The 18,325-nt window shown below is 64.4% G+C and carries 22 protein-coding genes and 1 tRNA gene; 4 read left to right on the forward strand and 19 right to left on the reverse strand.

Annotated features, from left to right (window positions below):
• From ASD94_RS08645 to ASD94_RS23845, 10 genes are all read right to left on the reverse strand, one after another.
• The gene (locus ASD94_RS08645; RefSeq protein WP_056641354.1) at positions 1 to 1,194 is read right to left on the reverse strand and encodes a zonular occludens toxin domain-containing protein; all 1,194 of its coding nucleotides are present in this window, start codon (positions 1,192 to 1,194) and stop codon (positions 1 to 3) included.
• Positions 1,191 to 1,499, reverse strand: coding sequence for a DUF2523 domain-containing protein (locus ASD94_RS08650; RefSeq protein ID WP_056641357.1), 309 nt, complete (start codon positions 1,497 to 1,499; stop codon positions 1,191 to 1,193). Before ASD94_RS08650 ends, ASD94_RS08645 begins: the two co-directional genes overlap by 4 nt.
• Before the next feature lie 3 nt (positions 1,500 to 1,502).
• On the reverse strand, positions 1,503 to 2,924 hold the full coding sequence (locus ASD94_RS23520) for a hypothetical protein (protein WP_156391377.1): 1,422 nt from the start codon (positions 2,922 to 2,924) through the stop codon (positions 1,503 to 1,505).
• Positions 2,925 to 3,040: 116 nt separating this feature from the next.
• The gene (locus ASD94_RS08660; protein ID WP_056641362.1) at positions 3,041 to 3,295 is read right to left on the reverse strand and encodes a major capsid protein; all 255 of its coding nucleotides are present in this window, start codon (positions 3,293 to 3,295) and stop codon (positions 3,041 to 3,043) included.
• A 3-nt stretch (positions 3,296 to 3,298) separates the two neighbouring features.
• Complete coding sequence (locus ASD94_RS23525) at positions 3,299 to 3,505, reverse strand: hypothetical protein (protein WP_156391378.1); 207 nt, start codon at positions 3,503 to 3,505, stop codon at positions 3,299 to 3,301.
• Positions 3,498 to 3,728: a hypothetical protein gene (locus ASD94_RS08665; protein ID WP_056641365.1), complete on the reverse strand. Its 231-nt coding sequence runs from the start codon at positions 3,726 to 3,728 to the stop codon at positions 3,498 to 3,500. Before ASD94_RS08665 ends, ASD94_RS23525 begins: the two co-directional genes overlap by 8 nt.
• Positions 3,718 to 3,939 (reverse strand): hypothetical protein, encoded by a 222-nt coding sequence (locus ASD94_RS08670; RefSeq protein ID WP_056641368.1) that lies wholly within the window; start codon positions 3,937 to 3,939, stop codon positions 3,718 to 3,720. Before ASD94_RS08670 ends, ASD94_RS08665 begins: the two co-directional genes overlap by 11 nt.
• Before the next feature lie 16 nt (positions 3,940 to 3,955).
• Positions 3,956 to 4,276, reverse strand: a complete 321-nt coding sequence (locus ASD94_RS08675; protein ID WP_056641371.1) for a hypothetical protein — start codon at positions 4,274 to 4,276, stop codon at positions 3,956 to 3,958.
• A gap of 21 nt (positions 4,277 to 4,297) precedes the next feature.
• Complete coding sequence (locus ASD94_RS08680) at positions 4,298 to 5,512, reverse strand: replication initiation factor domain-containing protein (protein WP_056641373.1); 1,215 nt, start codon at positions 5,510 to 5,512, stop codon at positions 4,298 to 4,300.
• Positions 5,509 to 6,336 carry a hypothetical protein gene (locus tag ASD94_RS23845; protein ID WP_200954211.1) on the reverse strand — a complete coding sequence of 276 codons (828 nt, stop codon included), beginning with the start codon at positions 6,334 to 6,336 and terminating at the stop codon, positions 5,509 to 5,511. Before ASD94_RS23845 ends, ASD94_RS08680 begins: the two co-directional genes overlap by 4 nt.
• 243 nt (positions 6,337 to 6,579) lie before the next feature.
• Here ASD94_RS23845 and ASD94_RS23125 point away from each other — a divergent pair, with 243 nt between their 5' ends.
• On the forward strand, positions 6,580 to 6,831 hold the full coding sequence (locus ASD94_RS23125) for a hypothetical protein (RefSeq protein ID WP_192418328.1): 252 nt from the start codon (positions 6,580 to 6,582) through the stop codon (positions 6,829 to 6,831).
• On the opposite strand, the gene ASD94_RS08690 is transcribed toward ASD94_RS23125, so the two are convergent.
• The 9 genes from ASD94_RS08690 to ASD94_RS08730 all read right to left on the reverse strand — a co-directional run bounded on the left by ASD94_RS08690 (position 6,817) and on the right by ASD94_RS08730 (position 12,669).
• Positions 6,817 to 6,904 (reverse strand) — tRNA-Ser (locus ASD94_RS08690). The two genes, ASD94_RS23125 and ASD94_RS08690, sit on opposite strands and share 15 nt — an antisense overlap.
• 19 nt (positions 6,905 to 6,923) lie before the next feature.
• On the reverse strand, positions 6,924 to 7,607 hold the full coding sequence (gene ureG, locus ASD94_RS08695; RefSeq protein WP_056641379.1) for an urease accessory protein UreG: 684 nt from the start codon (positions 7,605 to 7,607) through the stop codon (positions 6,924 to 6,926).
• Positions 7,604 to 8,314 (reverse strand): urease accessory protein UreF, encoded by a 711-nt coding sequence (locus ASD94_RS08700; RefSeq protein ID WP_056641381.1) that lies wholly within the window; start codon positions 8,312 to 8,314, stop codon positions 7,604 to 7,606. The genes ureG and ASD94_RS08700 overlap by 4 nt, the downstream gene beginning before the upstream one ends.
• 11 nt (positions 8,315 to 8,325) lie before the next feature.
• Positions 8,326 to 9,009, reverse strand: a complete 684-nt coding sequence (gene ureE, locus ASD94_RS08705; protein WP_056641383.1) for an urease accessory protein UreE — start codon at positions 9,007 to 9,009, stop codon at positions 8,326 to 8,328.
• Positions 9,010 to 9,084: 75 nt separating this feature from the next.
• Positions 9,085 to 9,564 carry a GNAT family N-acetyltransferase gene (locus ASD94_RS08710; RefSeq protein WP_056641388.1) on the reverse strand — a complete coding sequence of 160 codons (480 nt, stop codon included), beginning with the start codon at positions 9,562 to 9,564 and terminating at the stop codon, positions 9,085 to 9,087.
• Between the two features lie 11 nt (positions 9,565 to 9,575).
• Positions 9,576 to 11,294 (reverse strand): urease subunit alpha, encoded by a 1,719-nt coding sequence (ureC, locus tag ASD94_RS08715; RefSeq protein ID WP_056641391.1) that lies wholly within the window; start codon positions 11,292 to 11,294, stop codon positions 9,576 to 9,578.
• A 93-nt stretch (positions 11,295 to 11,387) separates the two neighbouring features.
• Positions 11,388 to 11,693, reverse strand: a complete 306-nt coding sequence (locus tag ASD94_RS08720) for an urease subunit beta (protein WP_056641394.1) — start codon at positions 11,691 to 11,693, stop codon at positions 11,388 to 11,390.
• A 22-nt stretch (positions 11,694 to 11,715) separates the two neighbouring features.
• Entirely contained in the window at positions 11,716 to 12,330 is a 615-nt protein-coding gene (locus tag ASD94_RS08725; protein WP_056641397.1) for a HupE/UreJ family protein, read from the reverse strand.
• A 36-nt stretch (positions 12,331 to 12,366) separates the two neighbouring features.
• Positions 12,367 to 12,669, reverse strand: a complete 303-nt coding sequence (locus ASD94_RS08730) for an urease subunit gamma (protein WP_015012806.1) — start codon at positions 12,667 to 12,669, stop codon at positions 12,367 to 12,369.
• A gap of 195 nt (positions 12,670 to 12,864) precedes the next feature.
• Here ASD94_RS08730 and ASD94_RS08735 point away from each other — a divergent pair, with 195 nt between their 5' ends.
• From ASD94_RS08735 to ASD94_RS08745, 3 genes are all read left to right on the forward strand, one after another.
• Positions 12,865 to 16,509, forward strand: coding sequence for an ATP-binding protein (locus tag ASD94_RS08735; RefSeq protein ID WP_056641400.1), 3,645 nt, complete (start codon positions 12,865 to 12,867; stop codon positions 16,507 to 16,509).
• Entirely contained in the window at positions 16,509 to 17,579 is a 1,071-nt protein-coding gene (locus ASD94_RS08740) for a response regulator (RefSeq protein ID WP_056641403.1), read from the forward strand. The genes ASD94_RS08735 and ASD94_RS08740 overlap by 1 nt, the downstream gene beginning before the upstream one ends.
• Positions 17,580 to 18,000: 421 nt before the next feature.
• Complete coding sequence (locus ASD94_RS08745) at positions 18,001 to 18,246, forward strand: hypothetical protein (protein WP_056641404.1); 246 nt, start codon at positions 18,001 to 18,003, stop codon at positions 18,244 to 18,246.
• The last annotated feature ends 79 nt before the right edge of the window (positions 18,247 to 18,325 follow it).

The raw sequence follows: 18,325 nt of genomic DNA on the forward strand, positions 1-18,325 counted from the left end.
TCACTGGATGAGGCTTGATCGCACCTGGGCATTCCGCGCAGCAAGCCCCTGCATGTATTGGCTTTGAGGCGGCTCAGGAGGCGCGGCAGGCATTGGGGCTGGCACGGTGCGCACCGGCTCTACCTGGGCGACCTGCTGGGCCATCTGTGGCGGGTTGCGAGGCTGCTGTGTGTCCGCAGGAGGGGCAGACTTCCAATCCATGAAGAAGCCACGCTTAACGACCTGGAGGCAGGTTTGCATGCTGACCTGCATCAGCGTGGCCTGCTGGGTGTAGCACTCGCAGCGCGGGCCCATGTGCACGCAGGCGGCAGGGTATGGCGCGACAGTAGGCGCGGTGACTTGATCGTAGGCCGGCGCAGTGTGGGGGAAGTCTTTCAGGCGCGGTGTGCGAGCCGCTAGATATTCGTCCACGCTTGCAGGCTCAGTGCTGGCACGACCACTAGGGCTACTTGTCGACTTTGCGGGCGTAGCGGTGGAAGGTACGGAAGGCAGCGATGACGCGACACCAGAGCCGCCGCCCTTGAACGTCATGTTGTAGAGCTGATGGCCGACGAATCCCACGCAACCGAGCGCCAGAACCAGCGCACCGACGCCCTTCCAGACCTTGAGCGGTATCCCAGTTTTGCGGGTGTCCATGCTGGTGGACGTGTACCAGTCGAAAGCCTCACGCGGCCATTTGCGACTGGTCACTTCGCCGTTCTTGCCGGAGCCATCTTTCTGCGGCTGATCGTTCACCGCCGACCACTTCAGTTCGTTGCTGGCATCGCCCAACATGGACGCCTTGAAGTGCCGATGCCAGGCAGGTGCAGAGATCAAGCGACGGACAAAGCTATCGATGTTGAGCGGGTGCTGTGTGATGAAGAAGAAGTCAAAGCCGCGTTTGCGGTTGTCCTCCGCGAGCGCTCCAATCCACGCGGGAGGCTGCCCAGTCGCCCGAGTGGGCATGACCTTTTGGCACTCATCGACGATGCAGATGGAGCCATCTGGCAGCGACTCCCAATCCTTCGGCTCGAATTCCTTCCAACCGAAATCGAGCAGGGGTTGCTTTGCAGCGAAGCCCCAGAAGAACACAGGCCGACCGGTCTTCACCTGGAGCTGGCGAACGTCCCAGATGGTCATGAGCGTTTTGCCCGCGCCGTTGCCGCCTGTGGTCAGGTACAGGTAGCCGAGCTGATAGCGAAGGGTGCGCATCATTTGACCACCAAGCGTTTGATACTGCCGCCCGCGCCACCGGTCAAACCTTGCAGCGCCATACGAGCAGTCAAGGCACTGAGAAGGATGGAGAGGAACTCACCAACGCCCATGGCCGAGAGCATGCCGACTACCTCAACGGGCAAAGCAGAGAGCGCTGAGACAGCATTGCTCTTAGCCCAAGTGAGGGTGGTGGACACACCGGTGAACGTTACAACGCTCATGCCAAGAGCGATCAGCACGCGTCCAACCAATGTCCCGGCTATGTTGATTAGCGCCCCCATGAGCGCCGCAATAAATGCTGGCATGGACTACCCCCTAAAGACGATGAGAACCCACAAGAGCGCACCGAAGGCAAGCAGCGCAAGACGGAGCGTTGCTAGGTGCGGGCAGATTTGGCTAATGGGCAGGGATACGGTTTGGCCGAGTACATCGACAGGCAGATCCGATATGCAAGTGCCGGGGCCGAGAGCGTTTGACGAGTCATACATGCTCTGACCAAAAGCGATGGTTTCATTGCCAGGAAGGTCGCCAGTGCGGCTGCCGGTTTTTCCCTTTTCCGCCTCATAGAGCTTGTATTCGGCTGAGTCCTTGTCATCAAACAATTTGCAGGCCCTGCGGTGCTGTTCCTGAGCCATGGCGCACTGGATAGCATCGCCCTCACAGGCGAAGCCACCACCACATGAGCCGCTGAACTTAGAGCCATCCTCACTGCCATCTTTACAGAGCTTGGAGGAGGGGTTTTGCTGGCAGAAGCCGGGCTTTGAGCTAGTCGAGGTCTCGGTACTGGTGCTGGTGGTGGTAGCACCAGTGCTGTTATTACGGCGCGTGGTAGTCGTAGTGGTGGTGGTGGTGCAGTTGTCGCCCTCACAGTTCGTAGAGCGATCAACACGGCGTGTGGTGGTCTCGGTGCCGTCGTTAGTCTCGGTCTCATTGGAGCCGCCATCGGCACCGCTGTTGGGAACCTTGTTTACGCAAACCTCTACACCGTTGACAGTGCCGGTATAGCCGCTGGGGCATTTCTCTTTTTCCGGAACTTTTGGCGGAGTGGTGTCGGGACCGGCGTTGCATGACTGGTCGACCGTGTTCGAATCAGAAGACATAGAGAAGGTGCCTTCAGAGACAACCTTACCGCCGCCATAGTCCATCCAAGGAATGTAAGGGTCCGAAGTGAATGTGACCTTGCAGCCCTTGTTAGGGTCAGTAAATGCACCGGGCATGCAGAACTGAGCGCCGCTAGAAACACGCCCCTGCAGCCTGTAATCCTGAACGAGCGCGCCACCGGGCAATGTCTGCTCGACACTAAAAGAAAAGCACCGGTCACGGTTTTCATTGCGCGCCTCACAGGCCCCATTGATCTCGGTATAGCCGGTATTGCAAGTGCATGAAGAACCGGACAGCGAGGAATTAGCCGGACAGCCTGTACCTGCAGCGGTCGGGCTTTGCGTCAAGGTGTTGTAAGTGCCCTGATTGTTGCAATACGTACCCACTTTGTAGAGATCAAACTTTTGCGGAGTGACGTTGCGCGCTTCCCACGTTGCGGGCTTATCCAAAGAACCGCCGCCGCATGGAAATTTGGGGTCATAGGCTTGCCACCAAGCAACTAGGCCGGACACGGTGTCCACCCTGTTGAGAACGTCACGGTACTGGACCACAGGAGTAATTGCAGCAGACGCATGCAGCGAGAAGCACGCAAGCAGTAAAGCAGCGATCAGGCGGTAAACATGAGCCATGCCGCCCCCAGTAATGCAACGATGACCCACAAGCCCATTTCAACCCCTTGACGATGCGCACACCACGTGCACATGGGCAAAGGCCCCGGGTCTGCAGCCCCGAGGACAAACACGCCTTAACGTGCAGCGCCGCGAATCCAGCGGAACACGCTGACGGTCACGGAGACCAGCAGACGGGCGTTGCCGATCAGCGCAATCGTGGCCATCGTGGCGAGGATGTAGGCGACGGCCTCGGTCACATCAGGCTGCGCAGGGGCAGCAGCGAACGCTGGAGAGGAGGCCAGAGCCATCACGGCGGCGCCAGCAGCTACGCGCTTGCTGTTCTTGACGTAGCGGGCACCGGCTTGTTTTGCGCGGAGGAACAGAGACATGGGTTACTCACTTTCTTTAGTTGAAGAACCATCGACAAAGATGACCCGGTGGAACTCGCGGAATGCGAGACCAACGGCCCATACCGCCACGATGGCAATGGCGATTGATGCCCCCTCTTCAAGCGTGAGATTGAAGGGGGGGACTGATAGCTGATGCACCACCGTGACAGTGCAGGCGGTGGTGCATTCGATGACTGTTGGATCAGCCACGTGGCAGGGCCTTGGATAGAGCCACAGCGCGAGCGCGGGCAGTGGCAATGCGCTCAGCGCGCTCTTCCCATGCCATGAAGCGAGCAAGGACCCACTCGCCAACGGTCAGGACCACATGCAAGGCGAAGGCGCCAGCAAGACCAGCAAGGAAGCCGAGGCAAATCACGCCAAAAGCAAAGTGTGAAAGTTGCTGCTCAGAGATGAGGGAAGGATCAAATTGCATGAGGTGGCTCCTGCTTTTTGTAGAGGTCGTCCAGGTCGATGACCTGTGGCCGGTGGAATGGCTCGGTGTGGTCCTCGATGAGCTGCACGCAGGTTTCGAGGTCTTCCACAATGGCGGCTTCGCAGAGCAACATGACCCACTCCGGCTGGCCGTCTTCGAAAGACGGCGCGAGGAAAGCGCCTGTTGTGCGGGACTGGATCACGTTGCGCATGGGGTGCCTTTGGGCCTTAAGCAGCCTTGGCCTGGGCGGCGGGTTTGATCGCCAGCAGCGTCAATTTCGTGGTGTTCTCAGCACCGGCCACGATGTCGAATTCGCACTCGCACATCACGCCGCCGAGGGGCCAAGAGTTCTTGAGGTGTGACCACTTCTGGAACTCGGTGGAGTCACCGAGCTTGAACGGGCGAGTGACAACGCCGATGGATTCGCCGCTGCTGGTTTGGGCAATGTCCACGGACAAGTGGAAGGTGGTGGAGTCGAAGGGACGGCCTTCGATATCGCCCTTGGATTGCTTGATACCGTGCAACACGGCTTTGCTGGTCATCTTCATTTTTTGATCCTTGGTTACGGCCTAAACAAGTTGCATCCCGGACCGGCCACGCCCAGGTGCGAGAACACGATGGAAGGCGCGATCAAAGGCACCTGCGATCTCGTTTTCGTTGAAGCGCTGGAGCCGTCCAGGCGCTTTTTTGTTGAACAGGATTTCTTCGATGAACTGCGTATTGCCGAGGTGCTTGAAGCACAGCGCGATGCTTGGCGCGGCGGTGTCCATGAGCCACTGCACGTTGCGCTTGACCTCGGCGCAGATGGTTTCAGCGGCGAGGCGCTGCGTGGTGCGCACAGGCTCAGGTGTGGCCTGTGAACCAGCTTCGCGCAGCATGGCGGCGTGCCAGTCACTGGCGCCTGCGAAGAAGTCGGCGGGACGGCGCAGCATGTCGGAGGACAACACGCGCAGCTTGTTGCCGTAGCGGAGCTCAACGCGCAGCCATGGGCTGTCGTCCTTGGGGCCAAAGAGCTGGTGGCCCTTCTCGTAAACGTTGGTTTGTTTGCCCGCTTCCTTGCTGCCGAAGTAGAAGGAGCGGGCGCGACCGTTGCACCAGTCGCCGACCTGATTGCAGCTAGGGGTGCGGCCATGATGGTCCATCAACCCGGCCTTGTAGTCGGCCTGCACGCGGTCCATGCCCCCGGCGAAGCCGTCGAAGAAATCGAGAGCGAGGTCTACTCGGGTGATCGTGGCGTCGGTGCGCTCCACGATGGCGGCGAGGCGCTGATTGAAACCATGGCTGGCGAAGGTGCAGGCGGTGCCGTAGAGGTTGCAGTGAATGGTGCGGGCCTGCGCGTGCTGGCGGGGGCTGTCGCCGCTGGAGAGGTAGCCGACCCAACCGCACTCGACCTCATTGCGGACGATGGACCAGCGAAAGCGGTAGAAGTCGTGGCCTTTGCGGATTTCGGGGAACACGCTGAACTCGGGGCCGAGGGCTTCGCATGCTTGCTCGGCAAGGGCCTTGGCCTGGACGCTGGCCGCAAAGTCTGCATCGGGCATGTCTCGCAGCAGTTCGGTGAGCCGTGCAGCGCGTTCAACGTGGGGCACATCGTCAGACCAGCGCGCACCATCGTGCAGGGGGAACAGGTCTTCAATCGTGGGGGTGGGCGCGTTGCGCAGGTTGCAGGTGAAGCGGACCCAATCGACGTGAACGGGTTGCTTCGTTTTGGTCCGCTCGGCAGTGAGGCGCAGCTTGACTTCGTTGCCGTCCAGAACGAGATCGGTTTTCTTTGCGCGGGTCATGCTTGTGACTCGTTCAGGTTCTCCCCGTGATTACCAACGGGGAGGGTTTGGACACCGCGCGCCGCAGCCGCGCCCGCGCTCCGCTTGCTGGGCGCGGCTGCGGCGCGCTGCTGCACTCCAACTTGTGCCCATGCCTTGAAAGCCGCACGCTTGGAAGCAGCGCGGGCAGGCGCAGCCAGGTCGCTGTTACTGCGGACCTGGGCGGCTGTAACAGTGGACGTCGCGCAGCTGGCTGTAACTGCTGCGGCCGGCGGCTGTAACAGTGAGCCGGCGCACTTGGCGGCTAAATCGACAAGGAAGCGGGCGAACGCTGGGGGTGTGCGCTCGCGATCTGCGGGGGAGAGGTGCAGCGTGCGGCCTTCAGCTCGGTGTAACTGGACGGGCAGCTCGCCCAACTCTTCGCGGCTGCAGCCGACGATGTAGAGATACGTGGGCTTCGGTGCCGCGTGACCCCACCAGCCTTGATCAACAAGCAAAGTCCATCCGCCCCAGGCATCGACCTTGCCAGGGTGTGGAAGCCCTGCAGCATGCCAAAGGGTGCTGCCCCATGGATGTTCGAGAACACCACCGCAGCGGCGCACCTGTTCAACTGCGAACAGGGCAAGGGCTTTTTCATCGGGGCGAGGTTTTGCCCAGTGACGCAAACGGCCCCAGCCACGGCAAGGGGGATGGCATACAACGGGATTGGCGCCTGTATAGCCGCGTGCATCGCGCTGGGCGTCCCACACGTCATCCACCAGGTCGAAGTAACAGGAATCGGAGCGGGCGAAGAGGACAGAGACACCAGGCCGCTGTAACACCGAGCTGGAGAACAGGTCCAGCATGCCCGCGCCTGATTGACCCTTGAGGGTGCACACCCCCAGCGCAGGCGCTGCAGGAGCCGCCACAGCGCGTGCAGCGCCTTGGGTGGCTGGGGGTGTGCGAAACAATGGTTTTGGGCTCATGGCGGCTCCGTGCGTATTGAAATGGTTTCAATAGCCCGGATGTTGAAAGCCTCTCAAACAATCGCAAAGCGCTTTGTGGTGAAATCCCCTCAATATTGAAGGGTTCTAAACATGCCTCAGACGATGGATTTGCTGCAGAAAGCGCTGGTCGTGAAGAACGCTGCCGCGTGGTCGCGAGAGTTCAATATCACTCCCGGAGCGCTGTCACATGCAATCAAGCAGGGACGGCTAAGCCCGGTGCTTGCTGGGAACTTTGCTATCGAATTGGGAGAAGAGCCCGAACCGTGGATGGCCATTGCGGCCATGGAGGCAGAGAAGGAAAGCGAGCTGCTTGCACGGTTGAAAAACCGCGTCAAGGCATGGCGGAGACTGTGAGATTCGAACTCACGGACGGTTGCCCGTCGGCAGTTTTCAAGACTGCTGGTTTAAACCACTCACCCAAGTCTCCGGGAGGGAAGGCGCGAATTCTAGCCGACTGCGGGTGCTGATTTCTTTTGCAGCATGCCCCGGGTCTCGATGAACTTCACCACGTCGGCCACGCCCGCCAGGGTCTTGAGGTTGGTCATTACAAACGGCTTGAGGCCGTGGGCGTTGGTGCGCATGCGGGTCGTGTCGGCGTGCATCACCTCCAGGTTGGCGCCGACATGGGGGGCCAGGTCGGTCTTGTTGATGATGAACAGGTCGCTCTTGGTGATGCCGGGGCCGCCCTTGCGTGGGATTTTTTCGCCCGCTGCCACGTCGATGACGTAGATGGTGAGGTCGCTCAGTTCGGGGCTGAAGGTAGCGGCCAGGTTGTCGCCGCCGCTTTCGACGAACACGATGTCGGCGTTGGGGAATTCGCCCAGCATGCGGTCGATGGCTTCGAGGTTGATGGAGCAGTCTTCGCGGATGGCGGTGTGGGGGCAGCCGCCGGTTTCCACGCCCAGGATGCGCTCAGCGGGGAGGGCGCCGCTGACTGTGAGCAGGCGCTGGTCTTCCTTGGTGTAGATGTCGTTGGTGATGGCGATGAGGTCGTAGTCATCGCGCATGGTCTTGCACAGCATTTCCAGCAGCGTGGTCTTGCCGGAGCCTACGGGGCCGCCGATGCCCACGCGCAGGGGGGGCAGGTTTTTGGTGCGGTTGGGGATGTGGTGCAGGTTGCTGGTGGTCATGATCGGAAGAGGCGGGAGTATTGGGTTTCGTGCTGGGCCGACAGGATGGCCAGCATGGGCGAGAAGGCCTGGCGTTCGCTGTCCATCAGGCCCACGGCGTGGTCGGCTGCGGCGGGGATCGCGTCGGCCAGCCGGGCCAGGATGCGCTGGCCTGCGCTTTGGCCCAGTTGCATGGATTTGAGGGCGGCCTGCACCATGTTCTCCGCCCAGCCGAAAGCGTAGGCCAGCAGGACGTCGCGAACGGGCGCCTGGGTGTTGGAGGCGGCCAGTGCGAATGCCACAGGGTAGGTGGGGGGCAATGCGGCCAGGTGGCGCACGGCGGGCATCAAGGTCTCGTCGCCCTGGTTCTGATTGCGCAGCCAGTCGGCCATCGATCGGCCCATTTGCTCGGTCTGCAGGCGCAGCTCGCTCGTTTCGCGGGTGTGCAGCACCCAGTCGTTCAGTTCGCGCACATGTGCCCAGTCGGCGCGCCGCCACGCAACCACGGCCTTGGCGATGAGGGCCATGTCGCCCCGGGCTTGGGTGATATGCAGTTGGTCCAGCAGCCAGTCGCCCACGGCGGCTTCGCTGGCCAGGCCCGCGTTTTCAATGGCGCTTTCCAGCCCCTCGGAGTACGAGAACCCGCCCACGGGCAGCGCGGGCGAGGCCAGCCACATCAGCTGCAAGAAGCTGGCGGCGGGCAGGGGCTTGGGGCGGTCCAGGCGCATGGAGCGGGGAGTCAGTGGTCGTGGTTGCAGTCAGGGCCGTGTACATGCCCCTGGGCCACCACGGGGATGGAAACGGTGCGCCCCCGCGCCGGGGCTGTGGCGGGCGCAGCTGCATGGCTGTGTTCGTGGGCATGCCCGTAATCGCGGGTATGGTCATGGTCGTGTGAGTGGCCATGGTCGTGACCGTGGTGATGATCGTCGCCATGTCCATGTCCCCCATGGCTGTGTCCACCACCATGCCCCGCTGCGTAGGCACCGCCTTCGGGTTCAAACGGCAGGTTCTGTTCGTTCACGATCAGGTGCATGGCGCGCAGCATGTCGGCCAGCACGTGGTCGGGTTCGATCTTGAGGTGGTCGGGTTGCAGCTCGATGGGCACATGGCGGTTGCCCAGGTGGTAGGCGGCGCGGGTCAGGTCAAACGCAGTGCCGTGGCTGCTGCAGTGCGTGATGACCAGCACGGGCTGCGGCGCCGCAACCACGCGCACCATGGAGCCGTCTTCGGCCACCAGCACATCGCCGCCGCGCACCACGGTGCCGCGCGGCAAGAAGATGCCCAGCTCGCGCCCAGCCGAGTCGGTGGCCGCAAAGCGGCTTTTCTGGCGCACGTCCCAGTCCAGCTCAATGGTGGTGGCGCGCTTGAGCAGTACGGGCGCGAGGCCTTGGCCTTGGGGGAGAAGTTTGGAGACCTGGATCATGGCAAGAGAGGATTACGGTGCCGGCAAGGCGAGGTCAACATTGTGGCCTTGGCTGCGGAGTGATACGCGCCGGCTCTACAGCGCGCGGCTCATGTACCGGCTGTGGGGGTCGAGCCGGTAGCTGCCGAACGGCGCGCAGTCGGTAAAGCCATAGCGCAGGTAGAGCTGGTGAGCGGGTTCAAAGAAGGGCTGGGTGCCCGTTTCCAGACTGATGCGCTGGTAGCCCAGGTCCACCGCCTGGCCCAGGATGTGTTCCAGCACTGCGCGGCCCACACCCTGGCCCCGCACGCTGGCTGCGGTGCGCATGGACTTGAGTTCGGCATGTTCGGCGTCCAGGTGCTTGAGCGCGCCGGTACCCACCAGCGCGCCATCGCCCCGCCAGGCCGTCCAGAAACGGATCTCGGGCTGGCGCAACTGCGCCATGTCGAGCGCGTGCACGCTCTCGGGTGGCGAAGTGGCATGCATGTCTTTCAGATGCTCCTGCATGAAGGCTTCGATGCGTGGATCGGTCAGATCGTCCAGGTGGATCCGCAGGTCTTGCAGCAAGGCGTTCATGGGCCGCGACCTCAGAACAGAAAGTAGCGCTGCGCCATGGGCAGCACGGTGGCGGCCTCACAGGTGAGCAGTTGGCCGTCTGCGCGCACGGTATAGGTCTGCGCATCCACTTCCATCTTGGGGGTGCAGCTGTTGTGCACCATGTGCTGCTTGCGCACGCCACGGACGTTGCGCACGGCGCTCAGCGTTTTGCGCAGGCCAAAGCGATCGCCGATGCCCGCCGCCAAACCGGCCTGCGAGACAAAGGTGAGCGAGGTCTTGGCAATGGCCCCGCCGAATGCGCCGAACATGGGTCGGTAGTGCACGGGCTGGGGCGTGGGGATGGAGGCATTCGGGTCGCCCATCGCGGCCATGGCAATCAGCCCGCCCTTCAGGATGAGCGCGGGCTTCACGCCGAAGAAGGCGGGCTTCCAGATCACGATGTCGGCCCACTTGCCGACTTCGAGTGACCCCACCTCGTGGCTGATGCCGTGGGCGATGGCGGGGTTGATGGTGTACTTGGCCACGTAGCGCTTGATGCGCTTGTTGTCGTTGCGGGCCGAGTCGCCGGCCAGGCTGCCGCGCTGCACCTTCATCTTGTGCGCGGTCTGCCAGGTGCGCAGGATGACCTCGCCCACACGGCCCATGGCCTGGCTGTCGCTCGACATCATGCTGATGGCGCCCAGGTCGTGCAGGATGTCTTCGGCGGCGATGGTTTCCTTGCGGATGCGGCTTTCGGCAAAGGCCAGGTCTTCGGCGATGCTGGCGTCGAGGTGGTGGCACACCATGAGCATGTCCACATGCTCGTCCAGCGTGTTGTGCGTGTAGGGCATGGTGGGGTTGGTGGACGATGGCAAGAAGTTGTCCTCGCCCACCACGCGCAGGATGTCGGGTGCGTGCCCGCCGCCCGCGCCTTCGGTGTGGAAGGCGCAGATGCCGCGCCCGCCCACGGCGGCGATGGTGTTCTCGACAAAGCCCGATTCGTTGAGCGTGTCGCTGTGGATGGCCACCTGCGTATCGGTGGCTTCGGCCACGTCCAGGCAGTTGCTGATGGCCGAGGGGGTGGTGCCCCAGTCTTCGTGCAGCTTGAGGCCAATGGCGCCCGCATTGATCTGCTCGTGCAGCGCATCGGGCAGGCTGGCGTTGCCCTTGCCGAGGAAGCCCAGGTTCATGGGGAAGGCATCGGCCGCCTGCAGCATGCGCTCCATGTTGAAGGGGCCAGAGGTGCAGGTGGTGGCCAGTGTGCCGGTGGCGGGGCCGGTGCCGCCGCCCAGCATGGTGGTCACGCCGCTGGCCAGGGCCTCTTCGATTTGCTGCGGGCAGATGAAGTGGATGTGGCTGTCGATGCCGCCCGCGGTGACGATGTTGCCTTCGCAGCTGATGACCTCGGTGCCGGGGCCGATGATGATGTCCACGCCGGGTTGCGTGTCGGGGTTGCCGGCCTTGCCGATGGCGGCGATGCGGCCCGCGCGCAGGCCGATGTCGGCCTTGAAGATGCCGGTGTGGTCCACCACGAGGGCGTTGGTCAACACCGTGTCTACAGCACCTTGGGCATTGCTGCGTTGCGACTGCGCCATGCCGTCGCGGATGGTTTTGCCGCCGCCAAACTTCACCTCTTCGCCGTAGCTGCCTGCGCTCAATGTGTGGTCGGCCTCGACTTCGAGGAGGAGTTCGGTGTCTGCCAGGCGCACGCGGTCGCCCACGGTGGGGCCGAACATCTCGGCGTAGGCGCGTCGTCCAATGGTTGCCATGGGTGGGGTGCTCCGTGAGAACGGTTTACTCTATTTTTGATAGCTGCTTGGGCAATAAATACCGGCGCTATCTGCCTATTTGGCTTGAAGTTTCTACAGCGCGCCCTGCGTCAGGCCCTGGAAGCCGAACACGCGGCGCTCGCCCGCGTAGTCCACCAGCTCCACGGTGCGCTCCTGGCCGGGCTCAAAGCGCACGGCGGTGCCCGACGCAATGTTCAGCCGCATGCCGCGTGCGGCGGTGCGGTCGAAGCCCAGGGCGTTGTTGGTCTCGGCAAAGTGGTAGTGCGAGCCGACCTGGATGGGCCGGTCGCCGGTGTTGCGCACCACCAGCGTCAGGGTGCGGCGGCCGGTGTTGAGCAGGTGTTCACCGGGTTCGGTGAAAAGTTCGCCGGGGATCATGATGGCTCCTTGGTGTGAATGCTCAGGCCATCTGCGCCAGCAGCGCGCCACCGAACGCAGCCACGCCAGCACCCGCTGCGCGGGCCAGCCACACATGGCGGTAGCGCAGCGCCCAGCCCGCCGCCAGGCCTGCGCTGTGCAGCAGCACGGTAGCGGTCAGCATGCCCGCCAGGGTCAACCAGGCGCTGTCGCTGCCCGCCAGTTCATAGCCGTGGGCCACACCGTGGAAGACGGCAAACACGCCCACACCCAGCGCCGCCACCAGCCCGGGCACGCGCAGGCGCGACACGACCAGCAGGCCGGTGACCAGCAGCGACGCGGCAATCATGGGCTCCACCGCTGGCAGCGCCACGCCCTGCAGGCCCAGCACGGCGCCCACCAGCAACATGGCGGCAAAACCCACGGGGCCCCACAGCATGTCGCGCCCGGCGTTGCGCGCGGCCAGGGCGCTCCACAGGCCCACGGCCACCATGGCGGCCAGGTGGTCCAGACCGAACAGGGGGTGGGCCAAGCCGCTCAGAAAGCGGTTGTGGATGTGCGATTCAGCGCCTGTATGGGCGCTAGCGCCGGTACTGATTGCGCTGGCAGCTATGAAAAGAAGAGCGACTGTGTGGCGGTGTGAGAGTGCGATGCGCATGGGGGCTCCACAGAGAGAAGAGGGGGATAGAAGGGGTCAGACGATCGGCTGGTGCACGGTGACGAGCTTGGTGCCGTCGGGGAAGGTGGCCTCGACCTGGATGTCCGGAATCATCTCGGGGATGCCTTCCATCACATCCGCGCGGGTCAGCACGGTGCGGCCTTCGCTCATGAGCTGCGCCACGGTCTTGCCGTCGCGGGCGCCTTCCATCACGGCGGCGCTGATCAGGGCCACGGCCTCGGGGTAGTTGAGCTTCAGTCCCCGGGCCTTGCGGCGCTCGGCCAGCAGGGCGGCGGTGAAGATCAGTAGCTTGTCTTTCTCACGAGGGGTCAGTTCCATGTCGTTGTGCTTTGTGTAGGGAGGGTTGGGCTCGTGCGGCAGGCTGTCCTGGTCGGGCGGTCAGGAGGACAGCGGATTCATCATAGGCAGCAAGCCCCGTGCCCGCCATACGCCAGAGGGCGAAGGTGCGCTGGACGTGCAGGCGACCCGTGGCATGGAAACTGCACTTGCAAGGGCTGCCGCCACCCTTTGCCCATGCCCCCCTCCATCGCCTCCCTTGCCCCGCCCGACGCCACTTCGGCCCCTGTGCCAGGGCCGGATGCCGACGCGCAGGCGCCGCAGCAGGTGGTCAAGGTTCGGCGCGACTACAACAGCTGGGTGGCCACCGAGACCATGGAGGACTACGCGCTGCGCTACACCCCCCAGCGCTTTCGCAAGTGGTCCGAGTGGCGCGTGGCCAACACGGCGTTCGGCGCGGCATCCTTCCTGATCCTCGAAGCTGTGGGCGCAACGCTGCTGGTGCAGTACGGCTTCATCAACGCCTTCTGGGCCATCGTGGCCACGGGGCTCATCATCTTCCTGGCGGGGCTGCCCATCAGCGTGTACGCCGCCCGCTACGGGGTGGACATGGACCTGCTCACGCGCGGCGCGGGCTTTGGCTACATCGGCTCCACGCTCACCTCGCTGATCTACGCGAGCTTCACCTTCATCTTCTTTGCGCTCGAAGCCGCCGTGATGGCCTATGCGCTGGAGTTGGCGCTCGACATTCCGCCCACCTGGGGGTACCTGATCTGCGCCATTGTGGTGATTCCGCTGGTCACCCACGGCGTGTCAGCCATCAGCCGCCTGCAGGTGTGGACGCAGCCGCTGTGGCTGGTGATGCTGGTGGTGCCGTTTGTGTACGTGCTGGTGCGCGATTCTGGTGCGTTTTCTGGGGTGGTGCACTACGGTGGTGAATTGGCGCGCGGCGCCACGTTCCAATTGCCCTTGTTTGGTGCAGCTCTCACGGTGGGCATTGCGCTCATCACCCAGATGGGGGAGCAGGCCGACTACCTGCGCTTCATGCCCGCCCGCACACCCGACACGCGCGGGCGCTGGTGGCTGGGCGTGCTGGTGGGCGGGCCGGGCTGGGTGGTGCTGGGCGTGCTCAAGATGCTGGGCGGTGCGCTGCTGGCCTATCTGGCGCTCACCCACATGGTGCCGGCCGACCGCGCGGTGGACCCGAACCAGATGTACCTGGCCGCGTATGAATACGTGTTCCCCAACTATGGCTGGGCGGTGGCGGCCACGGCGTTGTTTGTGGTGATCTCGCAGCTCAAGATCAACGTGACCAATGCCTATGCGGGCTCGCTCGCGTGGTCCAACTTCTTCTCGCGCCTCACGCACAGCCACCCGGGGCGGGTGGTGTGGGTGGTGTTCAACACGTTGATCGCCTTCATGCTGATGGAGATGAACGTGTTCCGCGCCATGGGCGAGGTGCTGGGGCTGTACTCCAACATCGCCATCGCCTGGATCATGTCGGTGGTGGCCGACCTCGTCATCAACAAGCCACTGGGCCTGTCGCCCAAGGGCATCGAGTTCAAGCGGGCGCACCTGTACGACATCAACCCCGTGGGCGTGGGTTCGATGGCACTCGCGTCCATTTTGTCCATCAGTGCGCACCTGGGGTTGTTCGGCCCGCTGCCGCAGGCATTCTCGGCCGTGATTGCGATGGCCGTGGCTTTTGTCACTGCCCCGCTGATCGCCTGGGCCACCGGGGGGCGCTATTACATCGCGCGCCAGTCTGAGCCCGCTGCGCTGGCCGACGTGGTGGCAGTGCCCCTGCATGGCCCGCTGCGCCGCAATGCCGAAGGGGGGCTGGGGACGGAAATAGGCAGCTACCGGCGCACCACCGTGCAGCGTTGCGTGATCTGCGAGCGCGAGTACGAAGCGCCCGACATGGCCCAGTGCCCCGCCTACCGGGGCGCCATCTGCTCGCTGTGCTGCACGCTGGATGCGCGTTGCGGCGACCTGTGCAAGCCGCACGCGAGCATGGCGGTGCAGTGGTCGGCCGCGCTGCGCTGGGTGCTGCCGCGCGCCACGTGGCGCTACTTGGACACGGGCCTGGGCCACTTCCTGCTGCTGATGCTGGTGATTGCACCGCTGCTGGCTTCGGTGATGGGGCTGCTGTACCACCAGGAGCTCAACACCATTGCCCAGGCCGCCACCGACACCGAGGTGATGGCTGCCCCTGAAGTGGCGCTGCGCTCGGGCCTGCTAAAGGCCTATCTCGCGCTGTTGGTCATCTCGGGCATCGTGGCCTGGTGGCTGGTGCTGGCGCACAAGAGCCGCCAGGTGGCGCAGGAAGAATCCAACCGCCAGACGGGCCTGCTGGTGCGCGAGATCGAGCTGCACCGCCAGACCGACGAAGCTCTGCAGACGGCGCGCAGCGTGGCCGAGGCCGCGCAGCAGCAGGCCGAGGAAGCCCGCTTGCGCGCCGACCAGGCCAACCAGGCCAAGAGCCGCTACATCAGCGCCATCAGCCACGAGATCCGCACCCCGCTCAACTCCATCCTGGGCTACGCACAACTGATGGGTGAGGACGCGGGCGTGCCACCGCACCGCAAGCAGGCGGTGCACGTGATCCGGCGCGGGGGCGAACATTTGTTGTCGCTGATTGAAGGCACGCTGGACATCGCGCGCATCGAGTCGGGCAAGCTCACGCTGGATGTAGCGCCCATGCGCTTTGCCGACGGCCTGCACGAGATGGCCAGCCTGTTCGAGCTGCAGGCCGCCGCCAAGGGCCTGGCGTTCGCCTTCGATGTGCAGGGGGTGATTCCGGAAGTGGTGCGTGCCGACGACAAGCGCCTGCGCCAGATCCTCATCAACCTGCTGGGCAATGCGGTCAAGTTCACGGCGCAGGGCACCGTCACCCTGCGCGTGCGCTATGCGCGCGAGATGGCCCGTATCGAGGTGCAGGACACGGGGCCGGGCCTCACGGCCGAGGAGATCGAGCGCATCTTCGAGCCCTTCGCGCGCGGCGGATCGGGCGGTGGCGGTACCGCTGCCGCACCGGGTGCGGGCCTGGGCCTGACCATTGCCAAGATGCTCACTGCGCTCATGGGCGGCGAGCTGACGGTGAGCAGCACCCCGGGCGTGGGTTCGGTGTTCCACGTCAAGCTGTTCCTGCCCGAAGTGCATGGCGATGCGTCGGGCAAGGTCGCAGCGCCGGCGGCGCGGGCCGCACACGGCCAACGCCAGCGCAAGGGGTACGCGGGCGAGCGCCGCCGCATTCTGGTGGTGGACAACGAGGAGCCCGACCGCGAGCTGCTGGTGCAACTGCTCGAACCCCTGGGCTTCGAGCTGCGCCAGGCCGCGAGCGGCCACGATGCGCTGGACTTGCTGTCTACCGGGTACCGGCCGCACGTGGTCTTCATGGACCTGGCCATGCCGGGCATCGATGGCTGGGAAACGCTGCGGCGCGTGCGGCAGATGCACCTCGAAGACCTCCACTGTGCCATCGTCTCCGCCAATGCTTTCGACAAAGCGCTCGACAACGACGTGGACATCCGCCCCGAAGACTTCATCGTCAAACCCGTGCGCCACAGCGAGCTGCTGGACTGGCTGGAGCGCCGCCTGGGCCTGCAGTGGCAATACGACGAGGCCTCCGGAGCGCTCGCCGGGACTGAACCCGCGCTGGGGTCTCATGCGTCCGTGCCCCTCACTTACCCCGATACCGCTGCGCTGGTGGCTTTGGCACAGGCGGTGTCCTTGGGCTACTACCGGGGCATTCTCAACACGCTGGACGACATTGAACGAAGCCAGCCTGCGCACAGCGCTTTTGTCAGCACCATGCGGCAGCTGGCCAAGCAATTCCAGTTCGATGCCATGGGCCAGATCCTGGAGCAGGCACCCTCGTGATGACCACTGCCAACCCCTTTCCCTCTCACCCCCCCACAGCACCTGCGAGCGCGCTGGACCGCAGCGACAGCGACGTGGTGCTGATCGTGGATGACGTGCCCGACAACCTGGCCGTACTGCACGACGCGCTGGATGAATCGGGCTACACCGTGCTGGTGGCCATGCACGGCGAGGCGGCGCTGCAGCGTGCGGCCCAGGCCCTGCCCGACATTGTGTTGCTCGACGCCATGATGCCGGGCATGGACGGCTTTGAAGTCGCCCGGCGCCTCAAGGCATCGCCCGCCACGGCGCACATCCCCATCATCTTCATGACCGGCCTCACCGAGACCGAGCACCTGGTAGCCGCGCTGGAGGCGGGCGGCGTAGACTACGTCACCAAGCCCATCAAGCCACGCGAGGTGATGGCCCGCATGAGCGTGCACCTGGGCGCAGCCCGCAAGGCCCGGCAGGACGCTCGCCAGGCGCGCGAGGCGCGCAACGCGCTCGATGCCTTTGGCTACGCCAGCATCACCGTGCGCGCAGTGGATGGCCGCATCGTGTGGCAGACCCCGCTGGCGCGCGAGCTGCTGCAAAGCTACTTCGGCGAAGTGGGCCCGGACGGCACGCCCACGGCCTTCGGCCACTGGGCACCCGAGCCGGTGCAGGCTTGGCTGCGCCGCCATGTACTGGCCGACAACGCGGCCGAACTGCTGGCCGCATCGCTGGCCGAGCCTCCGCGCCTGGCGGTGGAGCAGGGCGCGCGCCGCCTCACCTTCCGCCTGCACCAGCAGGCCGGTGACAGCGCGGGCGGTGGTGACTGGCTCATCGTGATGCGCGAGGTGTCCGACGCGAAGATCATCGAATCCATGGGCCTGGCCTTCCGGCTCACCGCGCGCGAGGCCGAAGTGCTGTACTGGGTGCTCAAGGGCAAGATCAACCGCGACATCGGCGACATCCTGGGGGCCAGCCCCGCCACGGTCAAAAAGCACCTGGAACGCGTGTTTACCAAGCTGGGCGTGGAAACCCGCACCGCAGCGGCGGCCATGGCCATGAACCGTATCCGGCAGCTGCATCCCCAGTTCGAGGGCTGACCACCGCCCGGGAGGCACAAAAAACACGTTGACCCAGCCATGTTGCAGCGCAATAATCGCGCACCTTCATTTCCGGAGCCCCAGCGTGGAAAGTGCCAGTTGTTGCAGTGAAACCCAGCAAGCCGTGACGGCTGCTGCCTGCCAGGCCTCCTGACGCCCGCTCCCGGGCCGTGGGTTGCCTTGTGCAAGCCCCGGCCCCGTCCCTCCCAGCCCCTGTTGTACCTGTGTGCCCATTGGGGCAGCTTTGGCCGTTTTGGCCATGGTGGTGTGGGTGGCTCTCCCGTCTTGCCGCTTCGTTGCATCTGTGCCGTCTGCACAGGCCATGCCCCCTTCGCTGGGGCGTTGCCCGCGTGCCGTGACGGCGCCTCCCGGCATATCTCTGCGTCTGTGTGCTCCGTCCTGCCTGCCAAGGACGACGGCCATGCGTTTTTTTGTTGTAGACCTGCCCAGCCTTTTCCAGCGTGCGGTGGCGCCTGGCGCTGCCAGCGCTGAGCCAGGGGCACAGCTGCCCCCTGGCGCGCAGGGCCCGGCCCGTGCGGCGGCTGACAGCCTGCAAGCCGTGGCCGACCTGGATGGCGCCACGCTGTGGCCCACGCACCGCATTCGCTGCTATCTGCACAGCCAGCCACCAGCACGCGCATCGCACCGCCGCGCGCGGCAGCCCTGAACCCGGCCACGACCGGCCCTGCATCGCATCCACCCCCCCAGGAGGCCCCATGGACCCAGACCCGCGCTGGCGCTCTGAA

It is taken from the genome of Acidovorax sp. Root70, from assembly GCF_001428225.1.
Taxonomy (GTDB): Bacteria; Pseudomonadota; Gammaproteobacteria; order Burkholderiales; family Burkholderiaceae_C; genus Acidovorax.